12 protein-coding genes are annotated in these 20182 nt (G+C 58.7%); 2 read left to right on the top strand and 10 right to left on the bottom strand.

Annotation, left to right across the window (positions count from 1 at the left end; all coding sequences use genetic code 11):
• Entirely contained in the window at positions 1 to 795 is a 795-nt protein-coding gene (locus AB7M16_RS34555) for a WecB/TagA/CpsF family glycosyltransferase (protein WP_260383181.1), read from the bottom strand.
• Positions 796 to 986: 191 nt separating this feature from the next.
• Between AB7M16_RS34555 and AB7M16_RS34550 the strand changes: the two genes are divergently transcribed.
• A complete protein-coding gene (locus AB7M16_RS34550) occupies positions 987 to 1874 on the top strand; it encodes a glycosyltransferase (RefSeq protein WP_453946698.1) in 888 nt (295 codons plus the stop codon).
• Positions 1875 to 1890: 16 nt separating this feature from the next.
• On the opposite strand, the gene AB7M16_RS34545 is transcribed toward AB7M16_RS34550, so the two are convergent.
• The 9 genes from AB7M16_RS34545 to rfbC all read right to left on the bottom strand — a co-directional run bounded on the left by AB7M16_RS34545 (position 1891) and on the right by rfbC (position 17468).
• A complete protein-coding gene (locus AB7M16_RS34545; RefSeq protein WP_453946697.1) occupies positions 1891 to 3063 on the bottom strand; it encodes a hypothetical protein in 1173 nt (390 codons plus the stop codon).
• 24 nt (positions 3064 to 3087) lie between these two features.
• Positions 3088 to 4515, bottom strand: a complete 1428-nt coding sequence (locus AB7M16_RS34540) for an HlyD family type I secretion periplasmic adaptor subunit (protein ID WP_453946696.1) — start codon at positions 4513 to 4515, stop codon at positions 3088 to 3090.
• On the bottom strand, positions 4512 to 6731 hold the full coding sequence (locus AB7M16_RS34535; protein WP_453946695.1) for a peptidase domain-containing ABC transporter: 2220 nt from the start codon (positions 6729 to 6731) through the stop codon (positions 4512 to 4514). The genes AB7M16_RS34540 and AB7M16_RS34535 overlap by 4 nt, the downstream gene beginning before the upstream one ends.
• On the bottom strand, positions 6709 to 7029 hold the full coding sequence (locus AB7M16_RS34530) for a hypothetical protein (RefSeq protein ID WP_172784590.1): 321 nt from the start codon (positions 7027 to 7029) through the stop codon (positions 6709 to 6711). Before AB7M16_RS34530 ends, AB7M16_RS34535 begins: the two co-directional genes overlap by 23 nt.
• Before the next feature lie 11 nt (positions 7030 to 7040).
• Positions 7041 to 13172 carry a DUF4082 domain-containing protein gene (locus AB7M16_RS34525; protein WP_453947305.1) on the bottom strand — a complete coding sequence of 2044 codons (6132 nt, stop codon included), beginning with the start codon at positions 13170 to 13172 and terminating at the stop codon, positions 7041 to 7043.
• Positions 13173 to 14045: 873 nt separating this feature from the next.
• Entirely contained in the window at positions 14046 to 14933 is an 888-nt protein-coding gene (rfbA, locus tag AB7M16_RS34520; protein ID WP_212256479.1) for a glucose-1-phosphate thymidylyltransferase RfbA, read from the bottom strand.
• Complete coding sequence (gene rfbD / locus AB7M16_RS34515) at positions 14842 to 15831, bottom strand: dTDP-4-dehydrorhamnose reductase (protein ID WP_172784588.1); 990 nt, start codon at positions 15829 to 15831, stop codon at positions 14842 to 14844. Before rfbD ends, rfbA begins: the two co-directional genes overlap by 92 nt.
• A 7-nt stretch (positions 15832 to 15838) precedes the next feature.
• Positions 15839 to 16897: a dTDP-glucose 4,6-dehydratase gene (rfbB, locus tag AB7M16_RS34510; RefSeq protein ID WP_453946694.1), complete on the bottom strand. Its 1059-nt coding sequence runs from the start codon at positions 16895 to 16897 to the stop codon at positions 15839 to 15841.
• A 13-nt stretch (positions 16898 to 16910) separates the two neighbouring features.
• Positions 16911 to 17468, bottom strand: a complete 558-nt coding sequence (rfbC, locus tag AB7M16_RS34505) for a dTDP-4-dehydrorhamnose 3,5-epimerase (protein ID WP_172784586.1) — start codon at positions 17466 to 17468, stop codon at positions 16911 to 16913.
• Between the two features lie 352 nt (positions 17469 to 17820).
• Between rfbC and AB7M16_RS34500 the strand changes: the two genes are divergently transcribed.
• Positions 17821 to 20157: an AAA family ATPase gene (locus AB7M16_RS34500; protein WP_453947304.1), complete on the top strand. Its 2337-nt coding sequence runs from the start codon at positions 17821 to 17823 to the stop codon at positions 20155 to 20157.
• Positions 20158 to 20182 lie beyond the last annotated feature (25 nt).

Genomic DNA, 20182 nt, shown 5'->3' with positions numbered 1-20182 from the left:
TCACCCCCCGATCCGGCTCGGACCAGGGGGAACGGCGCCGGGCGCACCGAGCGGGTGCCGAAGCCCCTGCCTGATGAGCGCGTGCGCCAGGACGCCCGCAAACAGCGTGTTCGTTTTGGCGTATCGCCACCACATCCGCCCAGGCTCTTGATAGATCCGGTACAGCCATTCGAGGCCGAGCTTCTGAACCTGGACCGGCGCGCGCCGAACGGTGCCTGCCAGAACGTCGAATGCACCACCCACGCCCATGATGAAAGGTACGCCGAGATTGTCGCGGTGAGCGGCCAGAAAGCGCTCCTTCCGGGGCGTCGGCATGCCGATGAAAAGGCAATCGGCGCCGCTGGACTGGATGTCCCGCACGACGTCATTCTCCTGCTCGCGCTTGAAATAGCCGTCGTGCCAGCCCGCAAAGACAAGTGAGGGATGGCTCTCGCGCGCGTTCTGCATCGCCTGGTGCAGTACGCCGGGAGTCGCTCCCAGGAAATAAGGTTTGAAGCCTTCGCGCGCGCATACTGCGAGCAACTCGGCGAGGAGATCCACGCCCGCGACGCGCGACGTGGCCGGAAGCCCCAGCGCTCGAGCGCCCCAAACGATTCCCATGCCGTCCAGGCCGACGATATCGCTGTTGGCGACGTCGGCCGCGAGCACCGGATCAGCCCTCATATTGACGAATTTGGCGACGTTCAGCGCCACATGTTGCAGCCTTATCCGGCTGTGCATGGCCCCGCGCGCAAGATCCACGGTTTCTGCCATTGTCAGCAGGTCGACGGGACATCCCAGGAACGAGGCGCGCATTGGAGTTACCTCTCGGAAAATACGACCTGTTTAAGTTTGCATTTAAGATTATTATCTAGATAATACGCGCGAGATATTTAATTGCAACATTTAAATAGGACTGACTGCATCATTGGAAGCCGGATATCGGGGCTCCAGCGCTAGAGGACGGACGACACAACCCAACGCAAATTAAATAGAGGATTTAACTAGTGATTTCAGTCATTATTCCGCATCTGAACCAGTCTGATGCGCTGGAAGTCTGCTTGCGCACCCTGGATGCGCAGAGCCTGCCTCGTCAGGCGTTCGAGGTCATCGTGGTGGACAACGGCTCGTCAACGCCCCCAACGGACATCGTTGCCGGCCATCCTGGTGTACGGCTGCAGCACGAATCACAGCCGGGTCCGGGACCGGCGCGAAACGCAGGCGTCGCTGCGGCCAAAGGCGAGATCCTCGCCTTCATCGATGCCGACTGCAGGGCGCATCCGGATTGGCTGAGCAGCGTGGTGAAATGGTCCAACTTGTCGCCGGCTGGCACAGTTCTCGGGGGCGACGTTCGCATTTGGCGCGCGGAAAATGCGGAGCTCGATGCCATTGCGGCTTATGAGAGCGTCTTCTCTTATCGCTTCAAACTCTATATTGAGCGCCACGGTTATTCCGGCACTGGCAACATGGCGGTGTTTCGCCGCGATTTCGATCGCGTCGGCCCTTTTGCTGGCATCGAGGTCGCCGAAGATATGGAGTGGGGAGAGCGTGCGTTGCGCGCGGGGCTTCGGTTTCGATACACCCCCGAGATGATCGTCTTCCACCCGGCCCGGAGCTCTCTGCAGGAGCTCTACGCCAAATGGGATCGACACATCGCACACTATCGCAACATGGCGGAAGGCAAACCTGTTTGGCAATTGCGCTGGCTCGCGCAAGCCTTGCTCGTCTTCGCATCTCTCGCGCCAAACGCTGTGACCGTGCTGACCAGCGACCGTCTGCATGGCAGCGGCGTCCGCCTCAAAGCCATTGCCGTATTGTGTGCCGTCCGGGCGCACCGCGCCATGACGATGCTCTCGCACCTACGGAGCAGGCGAGCAGTAGCCTGGAATCGTTAGTGCAACGGCAATTCTGTCAGGGGCCGCCAAAAGCGACATTGTGAGTCAGTTCCGGCAAGTCGGTGCGCCGGCCGAATGACCACAGAATCCAGCCCAGCTCGTAGCTGCGGCACTCAAGCCGAACTTCCACATCCGCAGCGTCGATCAGCCGCTCCCCGTGTCCGAGCCAGGCGTTCTTGAGGGCGCGGAACACCCTCGGCGTCCTTGTTGTCAATTCACCCTTGCGAACTTGCGAGCGGATAGTCAGGTTCAGTTCAGGGACGAGCATGGGTCGGCGCAGTTGATTGCACCCAAGGACCCAGTTGAATCCCTTGACCAAGGCGTCCCGCGATTGCCTCTGCCCAAAGCGCTCGGCCCATTCCAGCAGCGCCGGAGCCATTCCATACTGATGGACCGAATAGACTTCGTAGTAGTCAATGACGCGGCCGCTCAGCGCGTCGAAAAACCAAGGCCATTCGCCTTGCGAGCCTTGAAGCGCGATCAGATTGCGCACACAAGTATCGGCCATGACAAGTGCGGACGCATCACCGGAAAATTCGCCATACTGATAGCAGGCGATCGAGAGGTAGGTCTGCGTCGCAAAGGACGAGAAACGGCGACGAAGCCCAAACGGTGCATCGAAGAACATCCCCGATTCGCTGTGAAAGCGTTCCTTCAGGAGTCGATAAAGCGGCTTGGCATAGCGCCACCACTCGTTCTCGCCTGCCCTCGCCTGAGTCACGACTCCCGTGAGCAACATGCCAAGATCCTGCGCACGGAAGCTCCTCCACCGGGATTCATCGGAAAGAATGGCTCTCAACTCGCATTTAACCGGGTCCGGAATTTCGAGCCCGAGCTCGGCCGCGCTCCATAGCGCCATACCGAAGGCATACTTGCGTACAGGAAGCTTCGTGAGTTGCAGAACGTTGCGATGAAATATCTCGGGTATATCAATGCCATTTGGAATTTCGGCAACGCGCGACATTCCAAGAAGCACATTGAGAGTATAGAATACGTCGCTGCTCGGTACCGATTCGTTTGGTGAAGAACGTCCATCGAGATGGTAGATGTGCGACCACCGGCGGTATTCAGGCAACCAACAACGTTCCAGCCCCTTGAGCGCGTAGTCCACCAGTGGTGCATTTCGCGAGAGCTTACTCTCCACGGTAGGCACCACGAGCTTCACTCCAAAATTCGGACTAATCATCATGGTCGATCGCCATTCCAAGCCGGGTTAGTATTCTCGAATGCTTTCATCCAATCCGCGCAGCAGCGGATAAAGGAAGTACGAAATCACGGTGCGCCTGCCGACTTTCAGTTCGGCCGTCACCGCCATACCCGGAATCAGTTGGATGCGCTCAGCCGGCAGCCGAAGGTGCGTGTCAGACAAATCGACCAGTACGCGGTAATAGGGAGCTGGCGCGCGGCGCGCACCTTCGGCCTTCGTATCCGGCGAGAACGTATCCTGACTGATGACGCGGACTTCTCCCGTTGCAGTTCCATACTTCTGGAAGGGAAACGCTTCGAACTTGATCCGAACCGCCTGTCCGAGCGTCACTTGACCGATATCCCGCCCCTCGACGTTGACCTCCGCCTGAAGCGGAACGTTGCGCGGAACCAGGACGAACAGCGTTTCGGCTTCGCGAACCACCGAGCCGACGGTCCGGTTCGCGATATCCAGCACCACGGCATCTGCCGGCGCCTGCAGGACGATCAACTGTCGACGAAGCTCGGCCTTCTTCAATTCCTCTGCTGCGCTGTTGCGCTTCGGCAGCGTCTCCACCAGTTCCTGATAGGTGGTGCGACGAAACTCCTCGGCGAATACTTTCCGATCAGCGCGTGCCTTCTCCAGCCGATGGGTACTATCGGCGATACTGCCGCGAACACGCGCCAGATTGCTTTCGACCTCGAGCCGTGCATCGCGAGACAGTAGGAAGTTCAGCCTCGAACCGACCTCTTTGTCCATCAGCGTGGTTCGCATCGCTTCAATCGAACGCATCGTGTCGAGCCGCTGAAGGAGAACCGCCTCTTCATTCTGTGCTGTCTTGAGATTGGCTTGCGCGGAAGCGATCTGTGCGTCGTAGTTCTGGATCTGCGCCTCGTAGGCGGCTCTCCTCTGCAAGAACAACTTGCCTTGCAGGATCTGATCCGAATTCGTCAGCTCCTTGACGGCGTACTCGATTCCATTCAATTCAGCGCTCAGACGATCGATCGACGCATCGAATCCAGCCACTCTGCCGCGCAGTTGGTCGAAATCCGCCTGCGAAAACGTCGGATCGAGGGTCGCCAGAACGTCGCCGCGGTTGACGCGATCACCGGCCTTGACGTGGATCTCGCGTATGACCGACGTTTCCAACGGCTGCACAACCAGATTTGGACGCGTCGTGGTGAGTTTTCCCTGCGCCGTGACGATCATCTCCACCTGCGAAACGGAAGCCCAGATGACCGCGAAAGCAATCAGTGCAAGTACGCCGTAAAGGGTGAAACGCGCGAGCCGCGGTGGCGCTTGCTGCTCGAGTTCGGTGGCATCGGACTGGAATTCGGCGATGACTGGCGCTCGCCTCGGCCCTGGCCTGAATAGCTTGCGGCGGCGCTCGACCGGCCTGGCCGGAACAAGAGCGGTCGGCTTCACATCCGCGCGTGATGGCCCTGTCTCCCTCATGCAATCTGCTTCATCTGTTGATTCCACAAGTGCCTGTAAATTGTGCATTTCGACAGGAGGTGGTCGTGGCGATCCACATCGACGATTCGGCCGCGGTCCATCACCAGTATCTGGCTTGCTTCAGTGAGCATCGACAACCGATGCGAGACGATGATGACAGTACGCCCTGCCGCCAAGCGGCGGAGATTGCGCCTGATGATCATTTCGCTTTCGGAATCGAGGGCACTCGTCGCTTCATCCAAAATCAAGATCCTTGGATTGACGATCAGAGCTCTCGCAATCGCGAGCCGCTGCTTCTGCCCGCCGGACAGGTTCGAGGCATCTTCCTCAAGCATGGTGTCGAAGCCACGCGGCAACCGTTCGATGAACTCGTCGGCGCCTGCGAGCTGCGCTGCAGCGACGACCTCGGCAAATGTGGCATCACGTTTCACGCAGGCGATATTGTCGCGAACCGTCCCGCGAAACAGGAAATTATCTTGCAGGACGATTCCAAGGTTTCGGCGCAGATGCGCGAGGTCGAGCTCCCTCGAGTCATATCCGTCGATGCGCAGGAGCCCCTGCTGCACCGGATACATGCCCGAAATCAGCCTGGTGAGAGTCGTCTTGCCTGAGCCGCTCCGTCCCACGATCCCGAAGATCGATCCTGGCTCGACGGTGAAGGAGACATCATCAAGCGCCGGCGATCCGTCGGATCCGTAGCGAAACGAGACACTTTCGAACTCGATTTTGCCGGCAAGGTCGGGCCGCAGCCCATCTTTCCGACCGTCGCGCTCAGGCTTCTGATTCATCACCTCGCCGAGCATTTTCACGGCAAGAGCCACTTCCTGGTACTCGTGCACCATGGTCACGAGCTGGACCAGCGGTCCGGAGACCCTGCCGGCCAACATGTTGAAAGCAACCAGAGCGCCGATGGTCATTTCTCCAGCGAAGACATCGAGTGCTCCGACAGAAATGATTCCAAGCGTCATGATCTTCTCGAGAAATCCGGTGAGCGCCTGGGCGCCTGCGGAAATCTTCTCGACACCAAATCGCATGGTCACGGACTGCGCGCAGCGGCTATCCCAAACCCTGCTCTGCGCTGGCTCCATCCCCAGCGATTTCACGGTGCGCATGCCGTGGACTGTTTCGACGAGGAGAGCCTGCCGCGCACCTTCCGCTTGGTATAGATCGTACAGTCGTCGCCGAAATGGGCCCATGAGCAGGCCGACAACAGCGCCGCTCGCGGCGGTGAAGGCCAGGACCATCAAAGTCAATTTGACGCTGTACAGCGCGAGGACCGGCAGGAAGACGAACAACGAGAGCGCATCGAGGGTCGTCAAAAACAGGCGGCCAGTCAGAAACTCACGGATCCGCGCCGCTTGTTGCATGTGCTTGACCAGAACCCCCGCGGCCATATGTTCGAAAAACGTGACTGGCAGCCCGAGGAGATGACCGAACGTCTTCGTCGCAACGCGAATGTCGACTCTGTTGGTCGCATATAGCAGCAAGTAGCGCCGCAGAAAGCCGAATATCGCGTCAAAGACGAGCGCCACGGCCGCACCTGCCGCGAGTACGTACAGAGTGGTGAAGCTCTCGTGAACCAAAACCTTGTCGATGACGAGCTGGAAAAAGATCGGGACGACGAGGCCCAGCGCATAGAGCAGGATGGCGGCAATGGCGACGTCCCTGAACAGCCGCCATTGAAGAAGCAGTTCCGGCACGAACCACCGGAGGCCGAAACTCCTTCGACCATCCCGTGTCAACTGCTCGCGCTTGATTAGGATCGTGTCACCGGCCCACTGCGCACAGAAGCGATCGCGGTCGACAACCAAGACCTCGTGCTTGCGGTCGGCGAGCGGGTCGAAGATGCTGACGACCTCGGTGCCATCAGTTCGCCGCCCCGCACCAAGGACGGCGATCCAGTTGCCATTGGCGAGCCTCGCCAGCGCCGGATAGGCCTCTCCGAGACGAATCAGTGCGCTCCAATCGAGCTTCGTGCTTCTCGCGCGCAGGCCTGCATCCTTCGCCATGCGCAACAGGAGATTCAACGAGAGCGGGCCGGCTACCGCATAGGCGTGCTTCAAGCGCTCGACCGGCAGATCTATGCCATGGTGACTGGATACCTTGGACAGGCATTCCAATGCCGTCTGGGTTGACAATCCGGGTGCGGGCGCGTCCGCAACCCGGTCCTTCGCGCCGCCAGCGGCATCGATTTCAGCGGAAATTCGAAGAGACATTCAGAGACCGTGTGTTGGGCGCCAGCGCATCACGTACTCCCGACGCACCGTTTTGCGATCCAGCTGGCTGGTTCCGCCGGACCACGCCCGCATCAACCAGGCCCTGAAGCGCCTTCTGCATCACGTCGACCGAATTGGCGAAAGCTTCGACCGAAAAGATCAGCCGCTGAGAAAATACGCGCTTCGGGGCGTTGTTGGCGTCACGCTCTGTCGGTGAAAGACTGACCAGATCGATGCGGACGATGGTTCCGCTGACGGTAATTTCTTCGATTCCATCGGTATAAAGTTCGGCGTGCATCTTTACGTCTCCTATGCTGCTAGCTGAGGCCTGAAAACAACATCAACGCCATAGCTCGTTGAGTTGTAGGTGTTGGTCGGGAATAGGCTATCTGTCCCGTACGCAAACACACCGTTGCCGCCGATCGAGCCCGAGGATGGGGCCGTCAGAGGTCCGTTGGTAATTGCGTTGGCGAGCAGGCCTGGATCGGCCGCGTAGTTCCCGGCGGTATGATAGGAGGCGACATAGGTGGTTCCCGGCATGATCGTCACGGGCGTGGCGAAATTGACCTGCTGCCAGCCGTCGGCCGTCTCGTTGGTAAAGACCGCAGTTGCCAGCAAAGTCCCGGTGCTGCTCCAGAGATCTGCAACGTGAGTGCCCGTGTTGGTTGGCCCCTTGTAGAAGCGAACGCCGATGATATCGCCCGGGGTCGACGTCTGGAATTTGACGCCCAGCTCCACAGACTTAGGATCATTGGCCGCCACAATGCTAGGCTCCTGACTTGCGCTAAACAGGCGCACAGCCGTTGAAGACGCAGCATTCACATCGAGGGCGACGGATGCGCTGGCGGAGCCACCTTGGCCGTCGGAGATGCTGTAGTTGAACGACGCCGGCCCCGTGTAGCCGGTCGTCGGTGTGAAGACCACACTGTTACTTTGGGCGTTGTAGCTGGCGACGCCGTTCACAGCGCCGCTCGCGCCCGTGATCGTAAGCGTATTGCCGTCCGGATCGGTATCGTTGGCGAGCAGTGCCGAGGCCGGGATCCCGAAGGGCACGTTCTGCGTGGCGTCGAAGCCGCTGTCGTTCGCGGCGACGGGTGACCGGTTGGGGCCGCCGCTGGAGCTGTTGAACACGACGTCAACCCAGTAATTGGTCGCGTTATAGGTACTGGTTGGGAACAGATTGCTCGTTCCATAGGTATAAAGGCCGTTGACGTTCGCGGGAGCCGTGAGCGGCCCATTGGTGCGAGCGGCAGTGAAGTAGCTGGTGGTGGAGGCGTAGTGGCCGTTGCTGTGATAGCTTGCGACGTAGGTGGTGCCGGCTGTGATGGACACCGGATTGCTGAACGTGACTGTCTGCCAACCACTGCTGCTCTCGTTGGTGAAAGTCGCGGTCGCCAGTAGCGCGCCGGTGCTGCTCCACAACGAGCCCGTATGGGTTCCGGGGTCATTCGCGCTCTTGTAGTATTTGATGCCGGTAATCGTGCCTGCCACGGACGACGTGAATTGCATCCCGAGATTGACTTGGGAAGTGTCCGACCCCGATCGGATCGCGGGAGTATCGGTGCTCGAGAATAGGCTCACGGTCGAAGGAACCGCCGAAACTGCGATATTGAATGTCTCGCTGCTCGTGAGGTTGCCGAGATCGGCAGCGGACACCGTGACGCTGAACGTGCCAACGTCCGCGGACGTCGGCGTGCCGGTAAAGGTTCGGGTCGATGGAGTGAACGTGAGCCAGCCCGGAAGCCCTGAACTGCCAGCGGTTGCGCTGTAGGTGAGCGAGTCCCCGGCATCGACATCGGTAAAGGTGCCGGCGGGTAACGTTAGCGAAAACGCCGAACCAACGGTCACGGCCTGGTTGCTAGTCTGGATCGCCAGTACCGGCGCGTCGTTGGCACCATGAATGGTGACAGTAAGCGTGGTCGATGAGGCGGCGCCCACGGCGTCCCGCATCGTATAGCTGAAGACATCGGTCAGCGTATTGGTCGACTGCCGCAAGGCCTGCACGGCCTGATCGTTCTCGTTCACCGTGTAGGTGAAAGCACCCGAGGCAGTGAGCAAGAGCGTGCCGTGCGCGCCCGCGAGAGGCGTCTGGAACGTCCCACTGGTCGTGCCAAAGCTGAATGCAGTGACGGTCTTGGTGTCCCCAGAATCGGGATCGGTGTCGTTGGCCAGCACGTTGCCGGTCGCGGGCGAACCGCCAGTGCTGTTGTTCATGCCACCCTTTTCGATGGCGTCCGCGCTGTCAGCAACCGCGGTTGGCGGGGTATTGTTGCTGGCGGCGGAGCCGTTGAAGACGACATCGACCCAGTAGTTGGAGGATTTGAATGTATTCGTCGGGAACGTGCTTCCGGATCCGTAGGCATAGACTCCGTTGCTGCCAGCCGGAGCCGTCAACTGACCATTGGTAAGCGACGTCGCAAAATAGTTCTGGGTACCGGAATAATTGCCATTGGTGTGGTAGGACGCGACATAGGTGGCGCCTGCCGTGGTGGCGACGGGATTGGAGAAGTTGACCTGCTGCCAGCCGCTGGCTGTCTCGTTCGTGAACGTGGCAGTTGCAAGCAGGGTTCCGGTCGAGCTCCAGAGATCGGCGATATGGGGACCCGTATTCAATGATCCCTTGTAGAACCGCAGGCCGGTTATTGTCCCATTCACCGATGCGGTGAACTTGACCCCGACTTCGACCGGGCTGGTATCGCCGGAGTTGGGGACGCTTGGCGCATCAGTGGTACCGAACAGGCTCTGTGCGGAGACCGGATAGTTGACCTTGAGCGAGACCTGGCCGGACCCGCTCTGGCCGCTCGTGTCCGTGATCGTGTAGGTGAAGCTCGCCGCCCCGGCATAGCCAGCGGTGGGGGTAAAGGTCACAGTCTGGTTCTGCGAATTGTAGCTTACGCTTCCATTGGCTGGATTGCCGACACTGGTAAGCGAGAAAGCCAGCCCGGACGGGTTGGTATCGTTCGCCAGCAGCGCTGATGCCTGGATGTTCAGCACACCATTTTGGCTAACCGTGAAGCCGCCGTCGGCGTTGGCTTGCGGCACGCTGGTCGAGGAGGAGCCGTTGAAGACGACATCGACCCAGTAATTGGAGGATTTGTACGTGTTGGTCGGGAACGCGCTTCCGGATCCGTAGCTGTAGACTCCGTTGGCGCCAGCCGGAGCCGTCAACTGGCCATTGGCAAGCGATGTCACGAAGTAGTTCTGAGTGCCGGAATAGTTGCCGTTGGTGTGATAGGAGGCGACGTAGGTTGCCCCTGCCGTGATGGCGACGGGATTGGAAAAACTGACCTGTTGCCAGCCGCTGGCTGTCTCGTTGGTGAACGTGGCAGTCGCAAGCAGGGTTCCGGTCGAGCTCCATAGATTCGCAATATGGGGACCGGTATTCAACGATCCCTTGTAAAATCGCAGGCCGGTTATCGTTCCGCTCACGGATGCGGTGAACTTGACGCCAACCTCGATAGGACTGGTGTCGCCGGAATTAGGCGCGCTCGGTGCATCATTGGTGCCGAACAGGCTCTGTGCAGAGGCCGGATAGTTGACCTTGAGCGAGACCTGGCCGGACCCGCTTTGGCCACTCGTGTCCGTGATCGTGTAGGTAAAGCTGGCCGCCCCGGCATAACCGGCGCTGGGAGTAAAAGTCACCGTCTGGTTCTGTGAATTGTAGCTTACGCTTCCGTTGGCCGGGTTACCGACACTGGTAATCGAGAAAGCGAGCCCGGACGGGTTGGTGTCGTTCGCAAGCAGCGTCGATGCCGGAATGTTCAGCACGCCATTTTGGCTGACTGTAAAGCCGCTGTCTTCGTGAGCTTGCGGCGACGTCAGGCCTGAATCGCTGAAAACGACGTCGACCCAGTAATTCGCGGCCTTGACATAGGAAACGTTGCTGGGGAAGACGGGGCTACTCCCATAGGCGTAGACGCCGTTGAGGCTGCTACCAGGCACGGTGAGCGCACCTTTCGTCAGGCCGCGGTAGTCGATGAAGTAGTAGTCGGTCGACGAATAGTGGCCAGTGTTCGTGTGATAGGAAGCGACATACGTGACGCCCGCCTGCACATTGACAGGAGTCGCGAAATCAACCTGCTGCCAGCCGCTCGCTGTTTCGTTGCTAAACGTGGCGCTCCCAAGCAGCGTCCCGTTGGTGGTCCAGAGGTCACCGATGTGAGTTCCGGTATTATCAGACGCCTTGTAGAAACGTATGCCGGTGATCTTGCCCGACACAGCGGGGATGAATTTGACGCCGACCTCGACTGCTCCGGAATCGCTGTTTGAGATCACCGCAGGCGTATCAGTCGGACTGAAGAGTGTCAGGTTGGAAGATGGCGTGACCGTGTAGGTCGTGCCCGCACCAGGTGTTTCCAGGTTCAAGCTGTCGTCGACCGCCCTGGTCTTGAGACCATATGTCCCCTGCGCGCCTGTGACGAACGTATATGACCACGTCACGTTCGTCGCGCCAACATTGCTGTTGGTTGGGTGCCAGGTTGTTCCACCATCCGTGGAAATTTCGACGCCGGCAATCTTTCCACCCGCGTCGCTGGCCGTCCCCGTCACCGTGATCGACTGCCCCTCGACAACAGTGGCGGCAGAAAGATTGGTGATGCTGGAGTTCGGCGCCGTAGCGTCTGTCGACCGGATTGCGGCAGTCAAGCTCGCCTGCAGCGTCGCCGGCTGAACCCCCATGTCGGCGAAAAGATTAACCATCGCCTGCTGAACGTTCGGATCAACAGGCGTCGCCGGTCCGTCGTGGTCGCTAGCAAGCGCCCACGGCCAGTTGATAGAACCGGCCGAGAAGATCAGTGCACCACTGACAGGATCACGATGCAGCACGAGATTGTGGGTCGCCGTGCCCGCTCCGAAGGTGTTGCCGTAGTCAAGCAGATACTTCCCGTCCACATTGATTGTGGAAGACGAGACACTGACCAACCCGGCTGGGCGGAATCCATTGTCCGGCGCGATGTCCCACTCAACGCCCAATAAGCCAGGTACGAGCGAGGCAGTCTGCCCGGCTGGGGTTTGCGCGACGGCCGTATTGCGCCAGAAGCGCAATTGGGTCATCGGGTACGGTATCGTGATCGTATCGTACCGAAACGCGTTGACCGCGAACAATGTGCCGGTCAGCTGATTCGAGGGAAGAGGAGCCCCGAACCGCGGGTCGGAAAAGTTTCCGGTCGCCTGTCCTGACGGATCAATCAGCGCATTTGCGTGCGTATCCTTGTAGCTAATGAGCGTGCGATTGGGTGTCGCGCTGCCATCGATGCTGGGCGCTAACCTCGTTTTCCAAAAGATCTCGTTGGCTGTGAGAAACGCAAGGTTCACGCCGGCGTGCGCTGCGGCCTCTACGTTGGCGCGCTGAGCTTCGGTCCAATACTCGTCATGCCCCGCGTCCATGAAGACTTTGTGATTGAGCAATAACGAGCCGTTTGTCGCAGCATCTATCCCAGAAATGTAAGAGACATCGTACCCGTTCTGCTCGAGCCAATAGATGGCCGCGATCTCAGCTGTGAAGGGGGAATCTCCCCCCTCGGAGAAGGTTCCGGTGCCGTCGCGCGTCACGAGGGGGCGATTGTAACTGACCGCGTAGGCCGATCCATTGATGCCGGGGCCATTCCCGAAATACAGGTTGGCCCCTCCCCAACCGTTGTAGGCTTGCCAATCCTGATCACTTGTCTGCAGGACGATGTCGCTGTGCGAAGCATCGTTCCTTATGATGAATGGAATCTGGAAAATCTCGGTACCGTTGATGACGTTGGCGATGTAGACGCCCGAGGCGGCATCGGTTGGCACGCTCCAGGAATCGGTTACACTCCAGTTGCCTGCATCTACGAGACCGGTCGACGCGTCCCTTAAGGGAGCGGGTTGGACGACCGCGGCTGCAGCCTGATGCTGCAGGCTCGTAACCAGTCTGGCACCATTGCCACCGTAATAGCCCAGCCGGTAAACATCGACGCGATAATTCGGATTTCCGGTCAGGTTGTTGATCTTGAATTGGACCGTCCCCCCGACATTGGTGCTGATTGCTGTCGCAAACCCCTGGGTCACAGTCGAATTGTCGCCCGGCTGGATCTCCCAAACACTTCTCGGCGTGCCTGGCTTCTGGTTTTCCAATACGGTGGGATTCGTCGGAGGATCGGAGACGATGGTGCCGCCCAGCCCATCGCTCTTGAAATTCCAGTTCAAGTCCATCCCTGAGAACAGCAAGGTGACATTGGCCGCACCGTTGCTGAAATCCACGGTGCTGATATTCGAGCTACTATCGTAGGAGACGGTCGCCGACATCGACGATGTGAAGGGCAGATCCCTCAGGTCGACTAGATTCCCCGGCGAAAGCGCTGCTCCCGGCGATGAAGCTGTGATCAACCCGGCGAAGTTGGCCGACTGATCGAGGACAAGCGTACCAGTTCCCGTTTCGAACGACACGGTTATGCCGGAGAACGATCCATTCAGGAACTGGCCGGAAACCGACCCTCCGATCTCCAGGATCGCCTTGTCTGCAATCTCGAAAGATCCAGTACCGCTGATGTCACCCCTAAACTCCCCGGTCGTAATGCGATTGCCAAGGAACGCTCCAACCTCGACTGTCCCATTGTTCAGCACATCGCCTTCGACGACAAACGGCGAGCCGGCCCCCAACGAAAGCGTCGCACCTGCATCGAGGACCAGGCTCCCAATGTCGACATCGGCCGAGCTCGTGACGACATACGTTCCTGCTGCATCGAGGAACGCGGCATCGATGATCCCCGGAAGCCCGGCGCTCCAATTCGTTGCGACATTCCAGGCTCCGTCAGTCGGATGGACCCAGTGAGTGGCGCCAGGGGTGGAAACCGATTGAGATTTCTGCGCCGCTTCGTTCGCCACAGATGAGAACGTTGGCGTCAAGCCATTATGACCGCTCGTCAAAGACGTCGAAGACAGAAGCGCAGACAACCGCGACCGGGAAGGTGCGGCGAAGAGAGCGGGCATAACGCCGCGCAAGCCCGACGGATCACCCGAGTCGGTCCGAAACGTCTGTTCGAAGAACGAGGCGCCCCCCCCGGGAGTGAATGATCCGCTTACTGGCCGATCAACGAGCCGCGGAGCCCAGAGGCCAAGTGCGTCGAAACCCGCGAAAGCGCTCACGAACGGCGATTCCTGCCAAAGGGCTGGAATATCCTCCCCCCAAACGTACCGAGTTCCCCGGCCGAAGGCGTTCGCCTTTTGAACCAGCATGACCATACCGATTAAATAAATAATCGCCTCTCTATATTTTAATTGCCTTTTAAACTGCGGTCAATTCAATACACATAATTTAACTCGGTTTCGAATATCGACTGAGTGGCGCTAGCGCGAGACGAATTGCGGCAGTCGCATGATTTCGCTGAGATATTTGCCGTAGCCGCTCTTCTCCAGCGGTTGCGCCAGCGCAAGAAGTTGATCGCGATTGATGAAGCCGAGCCTGAACGCGACCTCCTCGAGGCAGGCAATCTTCATTCCCTGCCGCTTTTCCAAGGTCTGCACGAACGTCCCTGCATCGATGAGAGATTCGACCGTGCCGGTATCCAGCCACGCAAATCCCCGCCCCATGCGTTCAACGTGGAGCGCATTGGCCGAAAGGTAACGCATCTGAAGATCGGTAATCTCGAGCTCGCCACGCGCCGATGGCTCGACGCGGCGAGCGTAGCGAACGACGCGGTTGTCGAAAAAATACAGCCCCGTGATCGCCCAGTTCGAAGCCGGCCGTTTGGGCTTCTCCTCGATCGACACCGGGCGGTCCGCTTCATCAAACGCGACCACGCCATATCGTTCTGGGTCTCGCACGTGATAGGCAAAAACCGTTGCGCCTTCTTCGCGACCTGCTGCCCTGGCAAGCAATTCGCTCAGGCCGTCGCCGAAGAAAATATTGTCTCCAAGCACCATCGCTACGCGATCGTTTCCGATGAAGTCGGCACCGACAATGAACGCGTCCGCGAGACCGGCGGGCCGGGTTTGTTCCGCGTAGCTGAGCCGGATACCCCATTGGCTGCCGTCGCCCAGCAATCGCTCGAACTGACACCGGTCTGAAGGCGTGGTGATGATCAGAATTTCGCGGATCCCTGCCAACATCAACGTCGACAGCGGATAGTAGATCATCGGCTTGTCATAGATCGGGAGCAACTGCTTGCTGACCACGCGCGTGATCGGATAGAGGCGCGTTCCGCTGCCGCCAGCCAGCACGATTCCCTTCAGCATCGGTTTCTCCTTCTCCGACCAGCTGGTCCAGACAAGCTTGAAGTGAATGGCGCCAAGGCGCCAAGCGAATCCCGAACACGCGTTCGGCCTTGGATGAGTCAAGGCGCGAGTTCCGAGGTCGACGCGCAGCGGTCGGAAATTGCTCGGTCGTGATCGCCTCGAGCGCCCGAATCCGGGCACCGCGACGGGAACACTCGTGGAAGATTGCCTGCGCAAAATCGTGCCAGCTTGCCTCGCCTTGGCCACCGAGATGAAAGATGCCGGCCGTGGCCCTGCGATCGTCCGTCACTGACCGTTGTGCGATCCGGAGGACGGCGTCTGCAAGGTCGAACGCGTAAGTCGGGTTACCATGCTGGTCACTGACAACCCTTACGACCTGCTGCGTCTCGCATAGCCGCAGCATCGTTCGGACGAAGTTGCTGCCATAGGGACTGTAAAGCCAGGAGCATCTGATCACGGTCGCGAGCGGGTGCGCTGCCAATACAGCAGCCTCCCCGGCAAGCTTGGAAGCGCCGTAGACGTTCAACGGCGCTGGAATGTCGCTTTCGTCGTACGCATCCGGTTTCGCACCGTCGAAGACATAGTCGGTCGACAGATGGATGAGCGGAATGTTCAGTTGCCACGCGACATCCGCCAGCGCGGCCGCGCCATCACGATTGATGCTGAAGGCCCTCGCTGCTTCAGATTCGGCCTGATCTACCGCCGTATAGGCGGCCGTGTTGATGATTGCAGACGGCCCGATCGACGCAATGAGCTTGTCGATCCCTTCCCGGTTCTCTAGATCGAGTTCTGGGCGCCCGAGAGCCACCGCAGGCAAGCCGCGCACTGTGGCAAGATCACGAAGGCACATTGCCAGCTGACCATTCCGTCCAGCAAAGAGGATTGGTCGATCTGTCATCTTCACCTCAGCCTTGGGCCGCCAGGAGACCCAGACGCGAGCCGTCATAGACACCGCTGCGAGCACGCTCCCACCACGCTCGGTTCTTGAGATACCATCCGACGGTTTCGAACAGGCCCTGTTCGAAGGTTCTGGTCGGTTTCCAGCCGAGCTCGCGATGTGCTTTCGATGCGTCGATTGCATAGCGCGCATCATGGCCCGGACGATCCGGCACGAACGTAATCAGAGAACGTCTGCACCCCGCGCCCGGAGACAATCGATCCACAACGTCACAGATCCGGGTGACGACCTCCAGGTTGGATCGCTGGGCATCTCCGCCGAAATTGTACTTCTCGCCGGGCCTTCCTTGGTGCAAAAGTCGTATCAAGCCCGCGGCATGATCATCGACGTGAAGCCAGTCGCGGATATTCCTTCCGTCGCCATAGACCGGCAGAGGCTTCCGATCGATCGCATTGAGGATCGTCAGCGGGATGAGCTTTTCCGGAAACTGATACGGCCCATAGTTGTTCGAGCAATTCGACACGATCACGGGCAGGCCGTAGGTTCGAAACCACGCGAGCGCGAGGTGGTCCGAGGCGGCCTTGCTCGCCGAGTAGGGCGAGCTCGGCCTGTAGGGCGTATCCTCTCGAAACAAGTCGTCCGGTCCCAATGAGCCGTAGACTTCGTCCGTCGACACGTGGATGAAGCGGAAATGCTCCCGCCTCGAAGCTGGTTGACGTTCGTAGTAGGCTCTGGCCGCCTCCAATAGCGTGTAGGTGCCAACCACATTGGTATTGACGAAGGCTTGAGGTCCGTTAATCGAGCGGTCGACGTGGCTTTCGGCGGCCAAATGTATGATCGCATCCGGCTCGTAGTCGGCGAACGCACAATCCATAGTCTCGCGATCGCAAATGTCGGATTGCAGGAACACATAGGTCTCCAGCCTCTCGATGCTCGCGAGCGACGTCAGGTTGGCTGCGTATGTCAACTTGTCGATGTTGATCACTGCGGCACCCACCTGGAGCGCCAAACGGCGACAGACCGCAGAACCAATAAATCCCGCTCCGCCGGTCACCAAGATACGCATACTACCGCCTCCACTAGTCGAAAACGCAACCGAGCTGGCTGAGCGTAGGAAGGGCCTGGTCCTTTGGCGACACCTGGGCTTCTGAGGGTCTCACGGGCCACTCGATCGCTAACGTTGAATCGGCCCAATAGACTCCACCGTCGTGACTTGGGGCATAGACCTGGTCGACTTTGTATAAGACGAGGGTCTTGGGCTGCAGCGTACAGAAGCCGTGCGCGAATCCCTTCGGAATGAACACCTGCTCGCCGCTTTCGCTATCCAACTGGATCGCGATGTGCTTGCCGAAGCTGGGCGATGAACGCCGAAGGTCAACTGCAATATCCAGAATCGCCCCGCTCAACACCCGTATCAACTTCGCCTGGGCGAAGGGCGGCCGCTGGAAGTGCAAGCCGCGCACCGTGCCGATCCGATCCGAGCTGGACTGATTGTCTTGAACAAAGTCATGGAGAATTCCCTTCTCTGCAAACGCTGATCGCTGGAAGGTCTCAGAGAAGTAGCCGCGGGCGTCGGAAAACCGATCTGTGCGAATGACTTTGACATCAGGGATCGCCAAGGATCGCAGTTCCAACATTGGGTACCCTTCTGCCCTCTCAATTCAGATCGGGCTTCGATAAGGTGGACCATAATCCCCGTCGAGATTAATTTTCCACCCTCACAATCCACCACGAAAACGGTCGCACGATTTCGGCGGAAGCCATTAGACCAGATGTAAGTCACGGAAGAATTTGGGAATTCGCGAACGCACGCCTAAGCAAAACCGCCAGGACCTGCATTTTCCATCTCCGCCTCGATTAATATATTGTTTATTTAATTTGGCAAGTGAGTTTTTATAAGGTATATAATTCGTACTATCTCGCAGATCGCTTTAAATGCCGCCTGCGGGCGGGCGGCCGCAACGTGACCAATCGTCGGACAGGTACGTGATGCTTCAGAACAATCTTCAACATGCGGATAGGATGCGGCTGCCGGTGAACGGACCGGCTCAACCCGCCCAGGCGGACGGCGGAGGAATCACCGACGTCATCAATTTCGGCATCGGGCTTCTACGGCGCCAGTATCTCGTGATCCTTGTTACTGCCGTACTCGCCACTGCGGCCAGCCTGCTCTATCTCCGTTTGGTTTCTCCAACCTATACGGCACAGGTTCAGATCCTGTTGGCCAATCCCAGGCCTCAGTTTGTCCAGCAGCAGTCACTCGTCGCCGAGCCGGCCTTCGATCTCAGTCAAATCGACACCCAGCTTCAGCTCCTGAGATCAAAGGCCAATGCGGTTGCGGTAATCGAGCAGTTGAAACTGGCCGACGATCCGGACTTTAGTGCATCCGGCCTCTCTTTGCAGGCGCTCTGGCAACGAGTTTGGCCTTGGGCCTCGACTAAATCGAAGAAGGATGCGCCACTCGAGACGAATGGCGAACCATCGGACACTCTCGTAGACGCATTCCTCAGTCGGCTTTCCGCTGGACGCGTCGGGTACAGCCACCTCATTGAGATCAGCTTCAGCTCGAGCAACGCAGCTCGAGCCGCGGAGATCGTGAATGCGATCGCCAACACTTATGTTGCAGACCAGCTCAATGCAAAATTCGAGGCCAATCGCAAGGCAACCAGCTGGCTGCAGGAGAGGCTGCGTGATCTGGGCGACCAAGCCCTCGCCGCGCAACGTGCCGTCGACGTCTACAAGGCTCAAAACAACATTGTTTCTCTGGGTGGGAAACCCATCGACGAGCAGCAGATCACGGAGATCAATAATCGATTGGCCGCCGCACGTGCTCAGACATCTGAAGCCACGGCCAAGTTGGCTCGTTATGAAACTCTCCTTGCCATCGACCCGAAAAAGCCGTCCTCGATAGACAATCTGGATGCTATCGGGACCGATGCGCTGAACAGCCAGATCATCACGGGGCTGCGCCAGCAATATCTGGAGCTCACCAGACGTGAGGCCGAGTTGGCCGCGAGGGTCGGTCGTGACCACTTGGCAGTCGTCAATATCCGGAACCGCGCGCGAGAGTTCCGCGTCTCCATTTTTGACGAGGTCAGGCGACTTGCCGAGGTCAGCCGAAGCGAATTCGAACTGGCCAAACAGCGCCAGGAAGAAATCGAAAAGCAATTATCCAAAGCCGTTTCGCAGTCCCGTTCGGTCAATTCTGCTGAGCTGACCATCAAGGACTTGGAAAGCAGGGCAAAGGGCCTGCATAGCTTGTACGAGACTTTCCTTCAGCGCTACATGGGCTCCACACAGCAGGAGACGTTTCCCACCTCGGATACGCGGGTACTTTTTCCGGCTTCGCCACCGGCGAGCAAGAGCAAGCCGAAAACAAGGTTGATCCTGGCGTTTGGCATTCTCGGTGGTCTCGCGCTGGGCATCGGCTTGGCGCTCCTCAGAGACCTCATGGACCGCGTCTTTCGGACCTCTTCACAGGTGGAAACCGTACTGGAGTTGCCTTGTCTGTCTTTGGTCCCGTTGTTGCCGGCCCGCAAATCTCCCAAGCCACCAATCCGCCTCCAGAAAACCGACGATGATGTTCAGCGACGGATCTCTTCGTCTCCAGCCGCAATTCATCAGACGGTGATCGGGATGCCGCTATCTCGATATACGGAGGCCATTCGTTCCATCAAGCTAGCCATCGACCACAATCCGGCGAAAATCTCTTCCCAGGTCATCGGCATTACCTCTGCGTTACCGAATGAGGGAAAGACCACGATTGCAGCTTCGCTCGCGCAATTGATCGGACACACCGGAAAGAGAGCCATTATCGTCGATTGCGACCTCAGGAATCCCTCGCTGACCGGCATCTTTGCGCCCAAGGCGGCCTGCGGCATCATCGAAGTTGCAAACGGTAGCCGGTCGCTCGCCGACGCTGTTTGGAGGGACCCGACGACCAATCTTGCATTTCTGCCCGCCGTGCGTCGGGGACCTTTGCTCCACACCAGCGAAATTCTTTGCGCGGACTCGATAAGCAAACTCTTCGACCGTTTACGGGCCGAGTATGACTACGTCATCGTCGACCTTCCGCCCTTGACACCGTTGGTGGATGTTCGAGCCACTTCATCTCTGATTGACTGCTACATTCTCGTTGTCGAATGGGGCCGGACCAAAATTGATGTAGTGCAACACGCACTGCACACGGCACCAAACATTCACGAATCTCTGATTGGGGCAGTTCTCAGCAAGACCGATACCAAGGCGATGGCTCGATATGACGGACATCGGAGCTACTATTACCATGATAGCCATTACATCCGTTATGGTCTTTCTGGCTCTTGAGGCTGGTTCATAGCGGCCTACCCGT

The sequence above is a fragment of the Bradyrhizobium sp. USDA 372 genome (genome assembly GCF_053629095.1).
This window is presented reverse-complemented; position numbering and strand designations above follow the sequence as displayed.